At 68.0% G+C, this 15,719-nt stretch carries 19 protein-coding genes; 9 read left to right on the top strand and 10 right to left on the bottom strand.

Translation table 11 applies throughout. The features are described from left to right. A partial coding sequence (locus FJ311_12945) for a PA0069 family radical SAM protein (protein MBM3952345.1) occupies nucleotides 1–890 on the bottom strand: 890 nt, incomplete at its 3' end. Between the two features lie 68 nt (nucleotides 891–958). Here FJ311_12945 and FJ311_12940 point away from each other — a divergent pair. Both FJ311_12940 and FJ311_12935 read left to right on the top strand, forming a co-directional pair. Further along, entirely contained in the window at nucleotides 959–1,630 is a 672-nt protein-coding gene (locus FJ311_12940; GenBank protein MBM3952344.1) for a glycosyltransferase, read from the top strand. Beyond that, complete coding sequence (locus tag FJ311_12935; GenBank protein ID MBM3952343.1) at nucleotides 1,623–2,240, top strand: glycosyltransferase; 618 nt, start codon at nucleotides 1,623–1,625, stop codon at nucleotides 2,238–2,240. The genes FJ311_12940 and FJ311_12935 overlap by 8 nt, the downstream gene beginning before the upstream one ends. A gap of 26 nt (nucleotides 2,241–2,266) precedes the next feature. Here the strand turns inward: FJ311_12935 and moaB are convergent, their stop codons facing one another. The 3 genes from moaB to FJ311_12920 all read right to left on the bottom strand — a co-directional run bounded on the left by moaB (nucleotide 2,267) and on the right by FJ311_12920 (nucleotide 5,572). Continuing rightward, nucleotides 2,267–2,803, bottom strand: a complete 537-nt coding sequence (moaB, locus tag FJ311_12930; protein MBM3952342.1) for a molybdenum cofactor biosynthesis protein B — start codon at nucleotides 2,801–2,803, stop codon at nucleotides 2,267–2,269. 32 nt (nucleotides 2,804–2,835) lie between these two features. Further along, nucleotides 2,836–4,635 carry a lytic transglycosylase domain-containing protein gene (locus FJ311_12925; protein MBM3952341.1) on the bottom strand — a complete coding sequence of 600 codons (1,800 nt, stop codon included), beginning with the start codon at nucleotides 4,633–4,635 and terminating at the stop codon, nucleotides 2,836–2,838. Between the two features lie 79 nt (nucleotides 4,636–4,714). After that, nucleotides 4,715–5,572: a uracil-DNA glycosylase gene (locus FJ311_12920; protein MBM3952340.1), complete on the bottom strand. Its 858-nt coding sequence runs from the start codon at nucleotides 5,570–5,572 to the stop codon at nucleotides 4,715–4,717. Between the two features lie 157 nt (nucleotides 5,573–5,729). Between FJ311_12920 and FJ311_12915 the strand changes: the two genes are divergently transcribed. Continuing rightward, nucleotides 5,730–6,494 (top strand): class I SAM-dependent methyltransferase, encoded by a 765-nt coding sequence (locus tag FJ311_12915; protein ID MBM3952339.1) that lies wholly within the window; start codon nucleotides 5,730–5,732, stop codon nucleotides 6,492–6,494. Nucleotides 6,495–6,511: 17 nt separating this feature from the next. Here the strand turns inward: FJ311_12915 and FJ311_12910 are convergent, their stop codons facing one another. The 6 genes from FJ311_12910 to FJ311_12885 all read right to left on the bottom strand — a co-directional run bounded on the left by FJ311_12910 (nucleotide 6,512) and on the right by FJ311_12885 (nucleotide 11,168). Further along, entirely contained in the window at nucleotides 6,512–7,363 is an 852-nt protein-coding gene (locus FJ311_12910) for an EamA family transporter (GenBank protein MBM3952338.1), read from the bottom strand. 7 nt (nucleotides 7,364–7,370) lie between these two features. Continuing rightward, nucleotides 7,371–8,285 carry a signal recognition particle-docking protein FtsY gene (gene ftsY, locus FJ311_12905; protein ID MBM3952337.1) on the bottom strand — a complete coding sequence of 305 codons (915 nt, stop codon included), beginning with the start codon at nucleotides 8,283–8,285 and terminating at the stop codon, nucleotides 7,371–7,373. Then, entirely contained in the window at nucleotides 8,282–9,520 is a 1,239-nt protein-coding gene (mtaB, locus tag FJ311_12900) for a tRNA (N(6)-L-threonylcarbamoyladenosine(37)-C(2))-methylthiotransferase MtaB (protein MBM3952336.1), read from the bottom strand. The genes ftsY and mtaB overlap by 4 nt, the downstream gene beginning before the upstream one ends. Before the next feature lie 16 nt (nucleotides 9,521–9,536). Continuing rightward, the gene (locus FJ311_12895; GenBank protein ID MBM3952335.1) at nucleotides 9,537–10,373 is read right to left on the bottom strand and encodes a diaminopimelate epimerase; all 837 of its coding nucleotides are present in this window, start codon (nucleotides 10,371–10,373) and stop codon (nucleotides 9,537–9,539) included. Between the two features lie 91 nt (nucleotides 10,374–10,464). Then, the gene (locus tag FJ311_12890; GenBank protein ID MBM3952334.1) at nucleotides 10,465–11,037 is read right to left on the bottom strand and encodes a HEPN domain-containing protein; all 573 of its coding nucleotides are present in this window, start codon (nucleotides 11,035–11,037) and stop codon (nucleotides 10,465–10,467) included. Next, complete coding sequence (locus FJ311_12885) at nucleotides 10,851–11,168, bottom strand: nucleotidyltransferase domain-containing protein (GenBank protein ID MBM3952333.1); 318 nt, start codon at nucleotides 11,166–11,168, stop codon at nucleotides 10,851–10,853. Before FJ311_12885 ends, FJ311_12890 begins: the two co-directional genes overlap by 187 nt. Nucleotides 11,169–11,350: 182 nt before the next feature. On the opposite strand from FJ311_12885, the gene FJ311_12880 reads away from it, so the two are divergent. The 6 genes from FJ311_12880 to FJ311_12855 form a co-directional block, all read left to right on the top strand. Then, nucleotides 11,351–12,724: a signal recognition particle protein gene (locus FJ311_12880; protein ID MBM3952332.1), complete on the top strand. Its 1,374-nt coding sequence runs from the start codon at nucleotides 11,351–11,353 to the stop codon at nucleotides 12,722–12,724. Between the two features lie 58 nt (nucleotides 12,725–12,782). Next, nucleotides 12,783–13,154, top strand: a complete 372-nt coding sequence (gene rpsP / locus FJ311_12875) for a 30S ribosomal protein S16 (GenBank protein MBM3952331.1) — start codon at nucleotides 12,783–12,785, stop codon at nucleotides 13,152–13,154. Between the two features lie 20 nt (nucleotides 13,155–13,174). After that, the gene (rimM, locus tag FJ311_12870; GenBank protein ID MBM3952330.1) at nucleotides 13,175–13,741 is read left to right on the top strand and encodes a 16S rRNA processing protein RimM; all 567 of its coding nucleotides are present in this window, start codon (nucleotides 13,175–13,177) and stop codon (nucleotides 13,739–13,741) included. Then, nucleotides 13,741–14,484, top strand: a complete 744-nt coding sequence (gene trmD, locus FJ311_12865; protein MBM3952329.1) for a tRNA (guanosine(37)-N1)-methyltransferase TrmD — start codon at nucleotides 13,741–13,743, stop codon at nucleotides 14,482–14,484. The genes rimM and trmD overlap by 1 nt, the downstream gene beginning before the upstream one ends. A gap of 51 nt (nucleotides 14,485–14,535) precedes the next feature. Beyond that, nucleotides 14,536–15,072 (top strand): 50S ribosomal protein L19, encoded by a 537-nt coding sequence (locus FJ311_12860; GenBank protein MBM3952328.1) that lies wholly within the window; start codon nucleotides 14,536–14,538, stop codon nucleotides 15,070–15,072. Nucleotides 15,073–15,085: 13 nt separating this feature from the next. Then, nucleotides 15,086–15,719, top strand: a 634-nt coding sequence (locus tag FJ311_12855) for a 3-isopropylmalate dehydratase large subunit (protein MBM3952327.1), incomplete at its 3' end; no start/stop codon positions are given.

Genomic DNA, 15,719 nt, shown 5'->3' with positions numbered 1-15,719 from the left:
TGGTTGAGCACGTGCCTGGCCTTGCCGGGCGCGTGCGCGTCCAGCCATTCGCTGAATAAATCCTTCAGTTCCAGGGGCAGGCGCAGCAGCACGTAACCGGCTTCGCGTGTTCCGACCTCGGCCGCCGCCGCCAAAATGCGCTCCAACTCCCAATCGTTGAGGAACGGGATCATGGGTGCCGCCATCACCATGGTCGGCACGCCCGCCGCGTTCAACGCGCGCAATGTCTCGATCCGTCGGGAGGGCGTCGCGGCGCGCGGCTCCATCTTGCGCGCCAATTCGCGATCGAGGGTGGTGACGGAAACGCCGACCGCGCACAGGTTGCGCGCCGCCATGTCGGCGAGGATGTCGAGATCGCGCAGCACCAGCTGGGACTTGGTGATGATGACCACCGGATGCGCGCACGCCGACAGCACTTCCAGCACCGCGCGGGTGTCGCGCCGAACGCGCTCGATCGGCTGGTAGGGATCGGTGTTGGCCCCGAGCGTGATGGTGCGGGGCGCGTAGCCGGGCTTGGCGAGATCGCGCACCAGAACGTCGGCCAGGTTCTTCTTGGCGAACAGGCGCGATTCGAAATCGAGCCCGGGCGAGAGGCCGAAGCGGGCGTGGCTGGGACGCGCGTAGCAATAGACGCAGCCGTGCTCGCAGCCGCGATAGGGATTGATCGAGCGGTCGAACGGAATGTCGGGGGAATCGTTGTAGGCGATGGCCGTGCGCGGCGTTTCCTCGGTCACCGTGGTGCGCAAGGGCGGCGCGTCGTCGGCGATGTCCCAACCGTCGTGGATCGCGTGGCGCGTTTCCGGCTCGTAGCGCCCGGTCGGGTTGCTGACCGCGCCGCGGCCCCTACGAGGAAGATTTGGGCGCGGAAGATCGGGAAGCGCGTCGTCCATGCCGGGCACCTTACCCCAACCATGCAGAACATTTCAAGAACGTCCTTCACGGCTGGCATTGTCCGGTCATGTTGAGCTTGGTCATTCCCACCTGGAACGAAACGGCGCGATTGCCTGCCACTCTCGCCGCTTGGCAAGCCCTCGATATCGTTGGCGACATCGTCGTCGCCGACGCCCATTCGCCCGATCACACGGGCGCGCTCGCCCAGCACCTGGGCGCGCGCATGGTGGCCTCACCGCGCGGGCGCGGCCGGCAACTCGGCATGGGCGCCGACGCGGCGCGCGGCGATTGGCTCCTGTTCCTGCACGCCGATACGCTGCCCGGGGCGGGCGTCGCCGAGGCCGTTGCCTGCTTCACCGCCGATCCCGCCAACCGCGAGCGCGCGGGATACTTTCGCCTCCGCCTCGACGATCCGCGCCCGGCGGCGCAGCGGATCGAGCGCCTCGCCGACTGGCGCGCGCGCATTTTGGGCTTACCCTACGGCGACCAAGGCCTGCTGCTCGCGCGCGCGCTTTACGCCCAGGTCGGCGGTTACGCCGCGATCCCGATCATGGAGGACGTCGATCTGGTCCGCCGCCTCGGGAAGCGCCGGCTCGTCCGGCTCGACGCCGAGGTCGTCACCTCGGCCGAGCGTTACCGTCGAGGCGGTTTCATCCGCCGGCCGATGCGTAACCTCTTTTGTCTCGCGCTTTACCTTCTCGGCGTTCCGCCCGCGGCCATCGCCAAAATCTATGGCTAAGCCTCCCCGCCGCTTGATCCTACTCGTCAAGGCGCCGCGCTACGGCGCGGTGAAAACGCGATTGGCGCGGGACGTCGGTCGCCTCGCCGCCTGGACGTTCTATCGGCGGGCGCTTGAGCGGCTCGTGCGCCGTCTCGGGCGCGACCGACGCTGGCAAACGTGGCTAGCGGTGACGCCCGACCGCGCCCGGCGCGGCTTTCGCTCCCGCCCCCGGGGCACGACGGTGATCGGGCAAGGACGTGGCGACCTGGGCCAGCGCATGGCGCGCGCTTTCGCGTGCGTTCCACCGGGTGCGGCCGTTTTGATCGGTGCCGACATTCCGGGCATCAAGCCCGCGCACATCGCTTTAGCCTTTCGCCGACTCGCAAGTCACGACGCCGTGTTCGGACCCGCCGCCGACGGCGGCTACTGGCTGGTGGGGTTTCGCGAACCGCCCCCCGCCGACGTTTTCGGGAACGTACGCTGGTCCGGCCCGCACGCGCTCGCCGACACGCTTGCCAACCTCCGCGGCGCGAATCCCGCGCGGTTCAAAATCGCACCGATGCTGCCGGTCCTCGATGACGTGGACGACGGCGCCGCGTTCGCGCGCACGCGCGCAAAAAACGAATAAGCCGGCTCCGCCGGCGGCGCGCGCCGCTACTTCAGGTGCTCCTTGAGGCGCGGCATCAGCTCGACAAAGTTGCAGGGCTTGTGGCGCGAATCGAGCTGCTCTCGCAATATGTCGTCCCAGGCGTCGCGGCAGGCGCCGGGCGAGCCCGGCAGAGCGAACAGATACTTGCCCTCGGCGACGCCGGCGAGCGCGCGCGACTGGATGGTCGAGGTCTTGATCTTCTGGTAGCTGAGCCAGCGGAACAACTCGCCGAAACCGGGGATTTCCTTCTCGATCACCTGGCGGAACGCCTCGGGCGTCACGTCGCGCCCGGTGACGCCGGTGCCGCCGGTGGCGAGAATCACGTCCACGTCCGTCGCCGCGATCCATTGGCGCAGCTGGGCGACGATCAGCGGGATCTCGTCCTTGACGATTTCGCGCCGCGTCACCTTGTGCCCGGCGGCGGCAATGCGTTCGACCAGCGTCTGGCCGGAGCGGTCGTCGGCGGCGGTACGCGTGTCGGATACCGTCAGCACCGCGATGTTGACGGAAAGGAACGGGCGGTCGCCTTCGATTTTGGACATTTTTATGACCCTCCGCGCGGGAAAGACCGCCGCTACTCCGCGCTCGCGTAACTGCTGGCCGCGCCACCCGCCTGCGCGACATAGGTCGGCCAGTTCCCCTCCGCGAGGTGCGCGAGCGAGGGCGAATCCTGGCCGAGGCGGTGGCGGTAGATCCACAAATTGGCCATCACCCGCTCGACGAAAATGCGGGTTTCGCGCGACGGGATGCTTTCGATGAACAGCAGCGGATCGTTGCGGTGGTCCGATTTCCGCCACCACTTGGCGAGATTGCCGGGCCCGCCGTTCCACGCGGCAGCGATGAAGAAGAGATCGCCCGCGATGCCGGGATCGCGGATCAGGGTTTCGAGGTAGCGCTGGCCAAGGGTCAGGTTGACCTCGGGCGAGAACAGCTTCTTGCGCTTGGCGCCGCGGTGGTAGGCCTTGTCCTGGGCGACGTGGCTCGCGGTGCGCGGCATGATCTGCATCAGGCCGCTTGCGCCCGCCCAACTGCGCGCCTCGGGGTTGAAGGCCGATTCCTGGTGAATGAGGGCGTAGATCAGCGCCGGATCGACGCGAAAGCCGTTTTCCGGCTCCCAGCTCGGCAACGGATAGGCCGCGCTCATCCATCCGCCGCCCTTGGGAAACAGCTGGCGGTCGAGCCGCAAGGACAGCGCCGGCATATCGGCGCGCGCGGCGAGCGCAAGTATGCCGTGGGCAAGTTTGTCGTCGGCGGTGCCGCTGAGGCGGCGCAACTCGCGCTCGGCGCGGCGATCCTCGCCGACCTGAACCAGGGCCACCGCGCGCCGTCCGGCTGGCACCTCGACCAAGCGCGCGATCAGGCCGCGCTCCAAGTCCGGTTCCGCCCATTGGAACGGCATTGGCTTGCCGAGCAATTGCCCGGCGAGCAATCCGTAAAACGTGCGCGGATGCGCCGCCGCGCGTTCGAGCCAAGGGATCACCCGTTCCGGCTCGCGCCCGACCAGATAGGCGCGCGACGCCCAGAACGCGGCGCCCGAGGCAAGCCACGCGTTGTCGGCGACCTCGGCCGTCGCCGCGAAATAGCGCGCGGCATCGGCGTGGCGCTCCAGCCGCCAGGAAGCCAGGCCGGCCAGCCAGCCGGCCTCGGGAATATGCCGGAGCGAGCGCATGGCCGGCGCCGCGTAGGCGAGCGTTTCCTCGTCGCGGCCGAGATTGAAGAACCCTTGCGCGACGTGCACGCGCGCGCTGTCGAAGGCGAGCGGGCCGAGCCGTTTGGCTTCCGGGCCGTCGAGCACCTTGGCCGCCGTCTGCGGCGCCGACTTGCGCACATGGGTGCGCACTTGGGCGCCGACCGCGTCGGCGCTCTTGCGTTGGGTGGGCGTCGCCTCGCGCCGCTCGAGCGCGAGCGCATCGGGCGCGGCCGACGAAGGCGGCGCCCCTTGCGGCGCGGCGGGCGGCGCCGCGCCGCGCGGCTGGCGGGATTTCGCGAGCTTGTAGAGTTGCTCGGCGCCCGGATGATCGGCGTATTGGTCGAGCCACGCCTTCAAGTCCTTATAAGACGCGCGCCAACGGGCATGGAGGTAGCGCTGGGCGAGCACATGGCCGAGCAGGATCTTGTCGTCGAGCTTGGCGATCAAGCGATCGGCCTCGGCCCATTGAGCCTCTTCCTGAAGCTCGAAAATGCGCGTGTAGAGATCGACCGTCGCGGGCGCGAGAATCTTGGGCAGGATCGGCCCCAAATCCTGCGGCGCCACCTCGAACGGGGCGGCATTCTCGTCCGTGCCCACGGACATCTGGTCCGCGCGCGCAACGCCGATGCCGGCGAAGGCGACGAGCGCGACGATCGCTAAGTGGCGACAAAACGGTCGGGCCACGGCTACTCCCAAGAGCGAGACCGGAAATTTATAGACCAATCGTCGAGCGGGCGGCAACTCGGGCTTCGCGCGGGAATGGTTAAGACTCGTCGAGCTTGCGCCGCAGCATCAGAAGATCGCGCCAAGCGTCGCGCTTCTGCGCCGGGGTCCGCAGCAGATACGCGGGGTGGAACATGGCGGTCGCCGGGATCGGCCGCGCCAGGCGGGGCGAGGCGTAGGCGAACCAGCGCCCGCGCAACTTGCTCACGCCCGCAGACTCGCCCAACACCGATTTCGCCGCCGGGCCGCCCAGAGTCACCAGCACGCGCGGATCCATCAATTCGATCAGGCGCTCCAGGAACGGCATGCACACCGCCATCTCGACCGTGGTCGGCGTGCGGTTGCCGGGCGGGCGCCAGAACACCGTGTTGGAAATGCACACGCGCGTCCGGTCGAGGCCGATCGAGGCGAGCATGCGGTCCAGGAGCCGTCCGCTCGGGCCGACGAACGGCAGGCCTTGGCGGTCTTCTTCCGCGCCCGGCGCTTCGCCGACGAACAGGACCGCGCCTTGCGGATTGCCGTCGGTGAAGACGAGGTTGGTCGCGGTGCGCTTCAAGGGACAGCCGTCGAAGGCGGCGAGCGCCGCGCGCAGGTCCTCGATCGTGGCCGCGCCCGCCGCGAGCGCGACCGCGCGCCCGACCGCGTCGTCAATTGGCGCTAACGCAGACGACAGCGCGGGCAATGGCAGGGGCGGCGGCATGTCGCCGGGCCCGTCGCAGGGCGGATCCCCGGGCGGCGGCGAGGGCAACTCACCGTTGTTTTCGCCCGTCACATCGGGAGGCGCGTCTTCGCGCGACGCGAAACGATTCACCGGAATCGCGGCTACGGTTTCGTCGACGCCGGCCTCGAGCTGCCAGCGAAGCGCCTCGGCGGGGGAGATGGTCATTTTAGACAACATGAGGGTTATAACATACCTCCTGTATAAATTCCCATATTTCGCCGCATCGGGATTAATGGCGAAAAATTGGATGTCCCGAAAGCAGGCGCTTCCCTATTATTCATCTCAAGATTTTGGGATTAAGGCGTTCGGCTGATCCACAACTGAATGAATCATCATGACTCCCATACGCCCTGATTGGGTCTATCCTGAAAATATCCGTAACGACGTCACGAATCGAGTCGGCGTATACGATGCCTACCGCCGATACGCCGATGGCAGTGCTCCCAATCTCATTGGGGCCCATGCCATCATCGACGACACCTATGCGCGCCTATACGCCGAAAACCTTGCACTCCATCTGGCGAGTCTGCATTTACCCGATAAAGGCACCGTACTCGACATCGGCTCGGGACCCGGAACGGTCACGGCCGCTCTCGCCGCGGCTCAAATGACTCCAACGTACGGAATCGATATTGACGATATGATCGTTGGTGCGGCGGCCAGCCGATACCGTTCTTGCAAATTTATTGCCGGCTCGGCCGATGATCTTTCCACGTTTTCGGCAAATAGTTTGCGGCTTATTCACGCTCGCGAATTTTATCCGTTTTCGCGAGCCGCCGATCCGGCCCTGCATCTGCGTTTCCTGAAAGCTGCCGCGTCAAAACTCGTTGACGGCGGCTTATTCGTTGTGGTGCAGATCGTAGACAAGGCTGGCCTTCACAATACTATAGTGGAAGTTCGAGAAGGTGCGAGGGAGTTGGGATACCGAGAATCCGGCTGCGATATCATGGTGCCGCAGCGCGCATTTCGCCGCTTCGGCAAGATCGTTCATCTCGGCTTCGTTTATCCCCTGATCGCGAATCTGGGACGACTGTTGGAGATGATCCGTCCTGGGCTCATAACGTACATTTATTGGTTTCGATGCACAAAGACCGGATAGGCCCGCCGCGATAGCGTCTACCCGCCGATCTGCATCAGGAGAATCCCGGCAACGATGGCACCGGCCGCGGCGATACGCCGGGGCCCGAAGGATTCTTTCAATAGAAAAGTTCCGATAATCGCGGCGAACAGGACCGAAGTTTCACGGAGCGCCGAGACGTAGGCGAGTGCACCGTGGGTAAACGCGTAAATCACGATGCCGTAGGTCAGCATCATCAAGAGGCCGCCCGCGAGGCCGCGAGGCCATTCGCGTTTGGCGTGGGGGACGAAATCCGCCCACCGCCAGCCGAGCGCGTAAACCACGAACGGCACGCTTTCGAACAGAAACAGCCACGCGGCGTAGGCGATGGCGTCGCCCGATGCGCGCGCCCCGAGCCCGTCGATCAGGGTGTAGGCGACGACCGAAAGGGCGGTTGCCAGCGCGAGCGCGATGGCGCGGCCGTCGGCGCCCTTGGGAATTCCGCGCGCGAAAGCGAGCGCCAGGATCCCCAGCGTCACCAGCGCGATCCCGAGCGCGCCGCCGAGGCCGGGAACCTCGTCCGCGAACGGCACGGCGGCGGCGACCACCAGCATCGGCGCCGCACCGCGCGCGATCGGATAAACCAAGCTCAAGTCTCCGTGCCGGTAGGAATAGAGGAGCAGGAGATAATAGATGTTATGCACCACCGCGGTGGCGGCGAGATAAGGCCACGCCGCCGCGTCCGGCAACGGCAGCAACGCGGCGCCCGTGACGCCGCCGACGAAAGCGACCGCGCGCAGCATGGAAAAGGTGAGGAACGAATCCCCGCTCGACTTGATCAGCGCGTTCCAGGCCGCGTGCGCGAACGCGGCGAACAAGACCAACACCGCGAGGCCGAATTGCAGGGACAAGGAATTCCTACTCGGGCAAATCGAGCAGCGCGCGGGCGAAGGCGCGCGGATCGAACGGGCGCAAATCCTCGATTCCCTCGCCGACGCCGATCGCCCGGATCGGAATGGCGAATTCCTCGGCCAACGCCACCACCACGCCGCCCTTGGCGGTGCCGTCGAGCTTGGTGACCACGAGCCCGGTCACGTCGATCATCTCGCTAAAAGTCGCGACCTGGCGAAGCGCATTCTGGCCGATGCCGGCGTCCATCACCAGCAGGGCGTCGTGCGGCGCGTCCGGATCGAGTTTTTTCAGGACGCGCGCGATCTTCCGCAATTCGGCCATCAGGTCGTTCTTGGTGTGCAAGCGGCCGGCGGTGTCGATCAGCAGCACATCGGTTCCTTCCTTCTTGGCCCGTTCGAAGGCGGAAAAGGCGAGCGCGGCGGCATCGCCCCCCGACGGGCCCGCGATCACCGGAACGCCCGCACGCTCGCCCCAAACCTGCAACTGCTCGATGGCGGCGGCGCGGAAGGTGTCGCCGGCCGCGAGCAGCACCGAGCGGCCCTGGTCGCGAAACGATTTGGCGAGCTTGCCGATGGTGGTGGTTTTGCCCGAGCCGTTGACCCCCGCGACCAAAATCACATGGGGCTTTCGCGCCGGATCGGGCGCGAGCGGCCTGGCGACGGGAGCGAGAATGGCGGCGATGTCCCCGGCGAGCCGCGCGCGGGCGGCCTCCGGGTCGTTCGCGTCCGACTTGGCGAGCGCGGCGACCAGTTTCGCCGCGACCCTGGGGCCGAGGTCGGCGGCGATCAGCGCGTCCTCGATCTCGCCGAGCGCCGCCGCGTCGAGCTTGCGGCGCAAAATTCCGCCGAGGCTTTCAGCCAGCCTGGCCGACGAGCGACCAAGCCCTTGGCGCAGTTTGGCTAGCCAGCCGGTCTCGCTCACGCGGCGGATTCCCCGACCAGTACGTCGCCGTCGACGCGCGCGAGCCGCGTTCTCACCACCGCGCCTTCGGGCGCGGCGAAGGCGAGCCGGACCGGCGTCCAATCGGTCGCGCGGCCGGTGCCGTCATTCTCCGCCAACACCTCGGCGACGGCGCCGACGCGGGACCGCAGGAATCGCGCCAGGGCCGCTTCGCCCCATCGGCGCAAAACCCGCGCGCGTGCCTTGCGGACCGCCGTCGGCACCTCGGGCATGCGCGCGGCCGGCGTGCCGGGACGGGGCGAATAGGGAAAAACGTGCAGGAACGTCAGGTCCAGTTCGGCAACGCCTCGTACCGTGTTTTCGAACATCGCCGCGCTTTCGGTCGGAAAGCCGGCGATCAGGTCGGCGCCGAACGTCGCTTCGGGTCGTACGGCGCGCGCGCGCGCGACGAACGCGGCGGCGTCCTTGCGGCCGTGGCGGCGTTTCATGCGTTTCAGGATCAGGTCGTCGAGGGATTGCAGGCTGAGGTGAAGATGCGGCATCAGGCGTTCTTCCTCGGCGAGCGCGCGGAACAGATCGTCGTCCATCACCGCCGGATCGAGGGACGAAAGCCTAAGCCGCCTCAACTCCGGCACAGCCCTGAGAAGCCCACGCACCAGCGCGCCGAGGGCTGGACGGCCGGTCAAATCCGCGCCCCAGGACGAAATGTCGACCCCGGTCAGCACCACCTCGACGTGGCCGGCGGCAACCAGCGCGCGCGCCCGTTCGGCGACCGCGTCCAGCGGCACGCTCCGCGAGGGGCCGCGTGCGAACGGCACGATGCAGAAAGTGCAACGATGATCGCACCCCTGCTGGATTTGCAGGAACGCGCGCGCCCGGGCGCGGAAGCGCGCGGGCGTCGCCGCCGGCACGGGCATTCCGTCCATCACGTCGGGCACGCTGACCCGCTCGCCGGCGAACAACGCGCGCGGATCGAGCTTGGCGCGGTTGCCGACCACGCGGTCGACCTCGGGCATGGCGGCGAAGGCTGCGGCGTCCACCTGGGCGGCGCAGCCGGTGACGACGATGCGCGCCGACGGGTTTTCGCGCCTGAGCTTTCGGATCGTCTGGCGCGCCTGGCGGGTCGCCTCGGCGGTGACGGCACAGGTGTTGACGACGATGGCGTCTGCGCCCACGCCCTCCAGGCGCTCGCGCAGCACTTCCGATTCGAACGCGTTCAACCGGCAGCCGAAAGTGACGACGCGGGGGCGGTTCAAATCCGGCGCATTCACGTCAGGCGCCTTCCAATAGGCTTGTGTCGAGCGTGCCGGAAAAACTGGTCGCGACCGGCCCCTTCAGCAGGACGTGGTTGTCGGGCAGCCATTCGACCGCGAGCGTTCCGCCGTCGAGCCGGAGGTTCGCGCGCCGTCCGGCGAGCCCGCGCCGGCTCGCCGCCACCAGGGTCGCGCACGCGCCCGAGCCGCAGGCGAGCGTGATGCCGGCGCCGCGCTCCCATACCCTGAGGCGGATTTCGGTCGGCGACAGGATTTGCGCAACCTCGACGTTGGTGCGCTCGGGGAACAACGGATGATTTTCGATTCGCGGACCCAAGGTCGCCAGGTCGACGGCGTCCGTGTCGGCAACGAAAAAAACCGCATGCGGGTTGCCCATGCCGACCGCGACCGGATCCTTGAGCGGACCCGCCGCGATGTCGAGATGAAGGGTGTCGCGTGGTTCTTTCAGCGGAATGTCGCGCCAATCGAGTCGGGCGGGGCCCATGTCGACCGCGATCGCGCCCTCCGCCCGCTCGCAGTCGAGCAACCCGGCGGCGGTTTCCAGCACCACGTGGTCGCTCTTTTTTTCGCCCATGATCAGCGAGGCGACACAGCGCGAGCCGTTGCCGCAGGCGCCCGCCTCGCCGCCGTCGGCGTTGAGAAAACGGACCGAGACGTCGGCGAGCGTATTCTTGGGCGGCTGGACGAGAATGACCTGGTCGCAACCCACGCCCAGACGCCTATCGGCGATGCGCCGCGCGGCCTGGGCCGTCAGCGCGAGCGCGCGGTGGCGGGCGTCGAGCACGACGAAGTCGTTGCCGAGCCCGTGCATTTTCAGGAATTCGACGGCGGCCATGGCCCGCCTTACTTAGGCGGCGGCGGGGGCTCTGTCCACGGGCTTGGCATACGGACGGCAATCCCTCAACCGTACCATCGTCCGGGCCGGATCAAGGGGTTTCGTTTTTGCACAACTCGGCGCAAAACCGGACGAAGGCGTCCGCGTCGCGGACGACCTCCGGGGCGACGTCCGCGAGCCCGGCCGGTTCGGCGCCGTAATCGGCGGCGAGCCGGAGATCGAAGGCCCGGTTGAGCGCGCGGCCGTGGTCCCGCGCCGTTCCGCCCTCAGCCCGGGCCAATTGGCTGAACCGGCCGATGAGAGCGGAATGGGTCGTCGGCGCGGCGCCTTCGCGCGCGACCAGAACCGCCGTCGCTGCGTGGAACATGGCGTAATAAGCCGCGTGGATGACCGGTTCGGGCAACAGGGTCGCGTCGAGGCGGACGATCTGGTCGAGCAGCCGACGGGCCTTGGCCAGCCGCCGATCCGCTTCGTCCCTCACACCGGAATGCCCTCGGCGCGGACGCGCCGCGCGAAGCTCGTCTCCGCGCCCGCCCCTTCCGAGGGCACGGCCACCGGCTGAATGAATTGGCCGCTGCCCTCGATCAGGTCGTAGGCCGCGTCGGCGAGCGCGGTCAGATCGCGCGCCGTCGCGCCGCCGCGCAGGAATACGGCGACGTCCCAATCGGAATCGGCGCGCGCCTCGTTGCGCGCCCGCGACCCGTAAAGAACGACCTCCGCCACGCGCCCCGGCAGGGCCTTTTCGGCCCGGCGCCTGTACTCGCGCACCAGCGATAATTGAGCGGTTTCGACCATGCGCCGAGCCTACCCCCAAGCCGCGATCAAGCCAAGCCGCCCTCCCCCGCCCACCTTGACGCCCGGGCCCGCCGCGCCTAGAGTCCGCGCGCTTTCGCCCGTAAGGCCCCGGCCAGGGATTTGGGGGCCCCGCCAGTCCGCGAGTTTCGCGCACTGGCGTTTTCTGTTGCCTAAGGACGGCCATGTTCGATTCGTTGAGCGCCAAACTGACCGGTATCCTCGATCGCCTGCGCAAACGCGGCGCGATCTCGGAATCCGACGTGGACGAGGCCCTGCGCGAGGTCCGCGTCGCGTTGCTCGAAGCCGACGTGGCGCTGCCGGTGGTCAAGGATTTCCTCGCCCGCGTACGCGAGCGCGCGGTCGGCCAGGACGTGATCCGCAGCATTACCCCCGGCCAGATGGTGGTGAAGATCGTGCACGACGCCCTGGTCGAGACGCTCGGCGGCGGCGACCCGACCGAAAGCGCGATCCGCACCGGCAACCCGCCCGCCGCCATCCTGATGGTCGGCCTGCAGGGCTCGGGCAAGACTACCACCACCGCCAAGCTCGCGGCCCGCCTCGAAAAGCGCGAGCGCAAGAAAACCCTGATGGCGTCCCTCGACGTCTATCGTCCGGCGGCGCAGCAGCAACTCGCCCAGCTCGGGAGCCAGACCGGCATCCGCGTGCTCGCGCCGGTTCTCGGCGAACGTCCCGTGGCCATCGCCAAGCGCGCCTTGGAAACCGCGCGACGCGAGGCGATCGACGTGGTGCTGCTCGACACCGCCGGGCGCCTCGCCGTCGACGAAGCGATGATGACCGAGGCGGCCGAGGTGCGCGACGCGGCCAAGCCGGTCGAAACGCTGCTGGTCGCCGACGCCATGACCGGCCAGGACGCGGTCAACGTCGCGCGCGCGTTCCACGAGCGGGTCAAGCTCAGCGGCATCGTGCTGACCCGCGTCGACGGCGACGCGCGCGGCGGCGCCGCCCTCAGTTTGCGCGCTGTCACCGGCTGCCCGATCAAGCTGATCGGCACCGGCGAAAAGCTCGACGCGCTCGATGCGTTCGATCCGCGCCGGGTCGCCGGCTCGATCCTCGGCATGGGCGACATCGTCGGCCTGGTCGAAAAGGCGTCCGAGGTGGTGGCGAAAGAAGACGCCGAAAAGCTCGCCGCCAAGATGATGAAGGGCCAGTTCACGCTGCAGGACATGGCCGACCAGTTCCGCCAGATCCGCAAGATGGGCAACATCGAGGGCCTGCTCGGCATGCTGCCGGGCGTCGCCAAGGTCAAGAACCAGCTCGCCGCCGCGCGTGTCGACGACAAGATGCTGGCGCGCCAGGAAGCGATCATTCTTTCCATGACGCGCGCCGAACGGCGCGAGCCCCGACTGCTGAACGCCTCGCGCCGGCGGCGCATCGCGTCCGGTTCCGGCACCACGGTTCAGGACGTCAACCGCCTGATCAAGCAGTTCGAGCAGGCGGCCATGATGATGAAACAGGCGGCCAAGATGGGCGGCCGCGGACTCATGGGCGGACGCCTGCCGCCCGGGTTCGGCGGTCCGCCCTCCTTCGGACGCTGAAGGAACGTTTATCGGAACGCTTACGACACTCACCACCCAGGAAAGGACCTCACACCCGATGGCTTTGACAATCCGCATGTCGCGCGCCGGGGCCAAGAAGCGCCCCTTCTTCCACATCGTCGTCGCCGACTCGCGCTTTCCGCGCGACGGCCGGTTCATCGAGCGGCTCGGCTCCTACAACCCGATGCTGCCCAAGGACGCCAAGGACCGCGTCATCCTGAAGCTGGAGCGGATCAAGCACTGGCTCGGCCTCGGCGCCCGCCCGAGCGAGCGCATCCAGCGCTTCCTGTTCGAGGCCGGCGCCGGCGAAAAGCCGGCGATCCGCGTGCAGCCGAAAAAGAGCGCGCCGCGCGCCAAGACCCAGGAACGCCTCAAGGCCGCCGCCGAAGCCGCCAAAGCGGCCGCCGCCGAAGCTCCGGCCGCCGGCTGAGGAGGCCTCGGATATCCGCCATGTCCGCGCGCGCGCAACGCCAACCCCTGCCGAACCCCACCCGATCCTCGTTGGATTTTGGGGGTGCGGGCCGGGTGTGCCTTGGCCGCATCGTCGGCGCCAAGGGACTGAAGGGCGAATTGCGCGTGCGCGCCTACACGACGCGGGCCCGCGACATCGCCGCCTACGGACCGGTCGAGGACGAAACCGGCCAGCGCTCGTTCGCTCTCTCGGTCGTTTCCGAAACCGAGGGCGGCGCCGTCGTCCGCCTGAAGGGCGTCACGGATCGCACCGCCGCCGAAAAACTGAAGGGCATGGCGCTCTACGTTCCGCGCGAGCGGCTTCCGCCGCTGCCCGAGGGCGAATACTACCAGGGCGACCTGATCGGTCTCGACGCCGTGGACGAAAGCGGACGCGGGTTGGGCCGCGTGCGCGCGATCCGCGATTACGGTGCGGGCGCGATCCTGGAGATCGAAGGCGGTCTCTGGCCGGCGGGTGCGGTCGCCACCGTCGATCTGCGTGCGGGCAAAATCGTGCTGACGCAACCGGCCGAATTGATCGCCCATAACGAGAAGGGTAAGCACTGATGACCGCCGCGCAAGACACCGTTGATACGCGCGCGGGGATTCGCCCGCGCGCCCCCTGGACCGCGCGGGTTTTGACCCTGTTCCCCGAGATGTTTCCGGGGCCGCTCGGCTTTTCGCTCGCGGGCCAGGCCCTGGCGCGCGGGCAATGGCGGCTGGAAGCCATCGACATCCGCGATTTCGCCGGGGACAAGCACCGCACCGTCGACGATTCCCCCTTCGGCGGCGGGCCCGGCATGGTAATGCGTCCCGACGTGATCGACGCAGGCCTCGCCCGCGCGCGCGAAGGGTTCGAGGCGCCGCCCGTGTTCCTGACTCCGCGCGGCCAACGGCTCGACCAAGCGCGGGTGCGGGCGCTCGCCGACGGGCCTGGAATCGTGCTGCTGTGCGGGCGCTACGAAGGCATCGACGAGCGCGCGATCGAGGCGCACCGGCCGGAAGAAATCAGCCTCGGCGATTTCGTGCTGTCGGGCGGCGAGCCCGCCGCCCTCGCGCTGCTCGACGCCTGCGTGCGGCTGTTGCCGGGCGTGATCGGCAAGGACGCCTCGCTCGCCGAGGAAAGTTTCGAACAAGGATTGCTCGAATATCCCCACTACACCCGCCCGCAGGTGTGGCGGGGCCGCGCGGTACCGGAGGTGCTCGTCTCCGGCCACCACGACAAGGTCCGCGCCTGGCGCGCGGCCGAGGCGGAACGGATCACGCGCGAACGCCGCCCCGATTTATGGCGCGCTCGCGCGGGCAAATGACGGACTTCGGACGACCACGGATTTAGACAAGGTAGACAAGGAAAACGTGCCATGAACCTGCTGCAGAAAATCGAACAGGAACAGCTCGCCAAGCTCGCGGCCCAGCGCCCGGCGCCCGACTTCCGCCCCGGCGACACCCTCAAGGTGAGCGTCAAGGTGGTGGAAGGCGAACGCACCCGCCTCCAGCAGTTCGAGGGCGTGTGCATCGCGCGCAAGAACGCCGGCGTCAATTCCGCCTTCACCGTGCGCAAGATTTCCTACGGCGAAGGGGTCGAGCGCGTGTTTCCGCTCTATTCGCCGTCGGTCGCGGCGATCGAGGTGCTCCGGCGCGGCGACGTGCGCCGGGCCAAGCTCTATTACCTGCGCGACCGCTCGGGCAAGAAGGCGCGTATCGCGGAGCTGAGCGAGGGCTATGTCGCCGGCGAGGCGGCGGCCGAAGCCGACGTGGCGCCGCCCACGGCCGAGTCCGCCGCGGCGGCGGAGGCGGCTGCGGCCCGCGCCGCGGCCAAGGCGGAGAAGAAGGCCGCCCAAAAGGAAAAGAAAAAGGCCCGGAAGGTCGAGAAGCATCATCCGGGCCGGGCAACATGAACTAGAGAAGGCCATGCTCAAGCCGAGAACCCTGTTCGACAAGATCTGGGAAAGCCATCTGGTCGACGTCCAGCCGGACGGCACCTGCCTGATCTACATCGACCGCCACCTGGTGCACGAAGTCACCAGCCCGCAGGCGTTCGAGGGCCTGCGCATGAACAAGCGCAAGGTGCGGCGGCCCGATGCGACGCTTGCGGTCGCCGACCACAACGTGCCGACCACCGACCGCGCACGCGGCATCGCCGACGCCGAATCGCGCCTGCAGGTCGAGACGCTGGAAAAGAACTGCGCCGAGTTCGGGGTGCCCTATTACGGCATGGACGACATCCGCCAGGGGATCGTCCACATCATCGGCCCCGAGCAGGGCTTCACGTTGCCCGGCACCACCATCGTCTGCGGCGATTCGCATACCTCGACCCACGGCGCGTTCGGCGCGCTCGCCTTCGGCATCGGCACGAGCGAAGTCGAGCACGTGCTCGCGACCCAGACCCTGCTGCAGCGCCCGGCCAAAAACATGCGTGTTTCGGTCGAGGGCGAATTGCCCTTCGGCGTCGGCGCCAAGGACATCGTGCTCGCCATCATCGGCGAAATCGGCACCGCCGGCGGCACCGGCCACGTGATCGAATACGCGGGTTCGGCGATCCGCG

It is taken from the genome of Rhodospirillales bacterium, from assembly GCA_016872535.1.
Lineage (GTDB): Bacteria > Pseudomonadota > Alphaproteobacteria > Rhodospirillales > 2-12-FULL-67-15 > 2-12-FULL-67-15.
Note: the sequence above shows the minus strand (reverse complement) of the source record. Positions and strands in the feature narration are given on the sequence as shown.

What these genes read in the sequence shown, in the direction of transcription:
- FJ311_12940 (MBM3952344.1), top strand. Translation starts at nt 959, where the DNA reads ATGTTGAGCTTGGTCATTCCCACCTGGAACGAAACGGCGCGATTGCCT.
- FJ311_12935 (MBM3952343.1), top strand. Translation starts at nt 1,623, where the DNA reads ATGGCTAAGCCTCCCCGCCGCTTGATCCTACTCGTCAAGGCGCCGCGC.
- moaB (MBM3952342.1), bottom strand. Translation starts at nt 2,803, where the DNA reads ATGTCCAAAATCGAAGGCGACCGCCCGTTCCTTTCCGTCAACATCGCG.
- FJ311_12920 (MBM3952340.1), bottom strand. Translation starts at nt 5,572, where the DNA reads ATGTTGTCTAAAATGACCATCTCCCCCGCCGAGGCGCTTCGCTGGCAG.
- FJ311_12915 (MBM3952339.1), top strand. Translation starts at nt 5,730, where the DNA reads ATGACTCCCATACGCCCTGATTGGGTCTATCCTGAAAATATCCGTAAC.
- FJ311_12895 (MBM3952335.1), bottom strand. Translation starts at nt 10,373, where the DNA reads ATGGCCGCCGTCGAATTCCTGAAAATGCACGGGCTCGGCAACGACTTC.
- FJ311_12885 (MBM3952333.1), bottom strand. Translation starts at nt 11,168, where the DNA reads ATGGTCGAAACCGCTCAATTATCGCTGGTGCGCGAGTACAGGCGCCGG.
- FJ311_12880 (MBM3952332.1), top strand. Translation starts at nt 11,351, where the DNA reads ATGTTCGATTCGTTGAGCGCCAAACTGACCGGTATCCTCGATCGCCTG.
- rpsP (MBM3952331.1), top strand. Translation starts at nt 12,783, where the DNA reads ATGGCTTTGACAATCCGCATGTCGCGCGCCGGGGCCAAGAAGCGCCCC.
- rimM (MBM3952330.1), top strand. Translation starts at nt 13,175, where the DNA reads ATGTCCGCGCGCGCGCAACGCCAACCCCTGCCGAACCCCACCCGATCC.
- trmD (MBM3952329.1), top strand. Translation starts at nt 13,741, where the DNA reads ATGACCGCCGCGCAAGACACCGTTGATACGCGCGCGGGGATTCGCCCG.
- FJ311_12860 (MBM3952328.1), top strand. Translation starts at nt 14,536, where the DNA reads ATGAACCTGCTGCAGAAAATCGAACAGGAACAGCTCGCCAAGCTCGCG.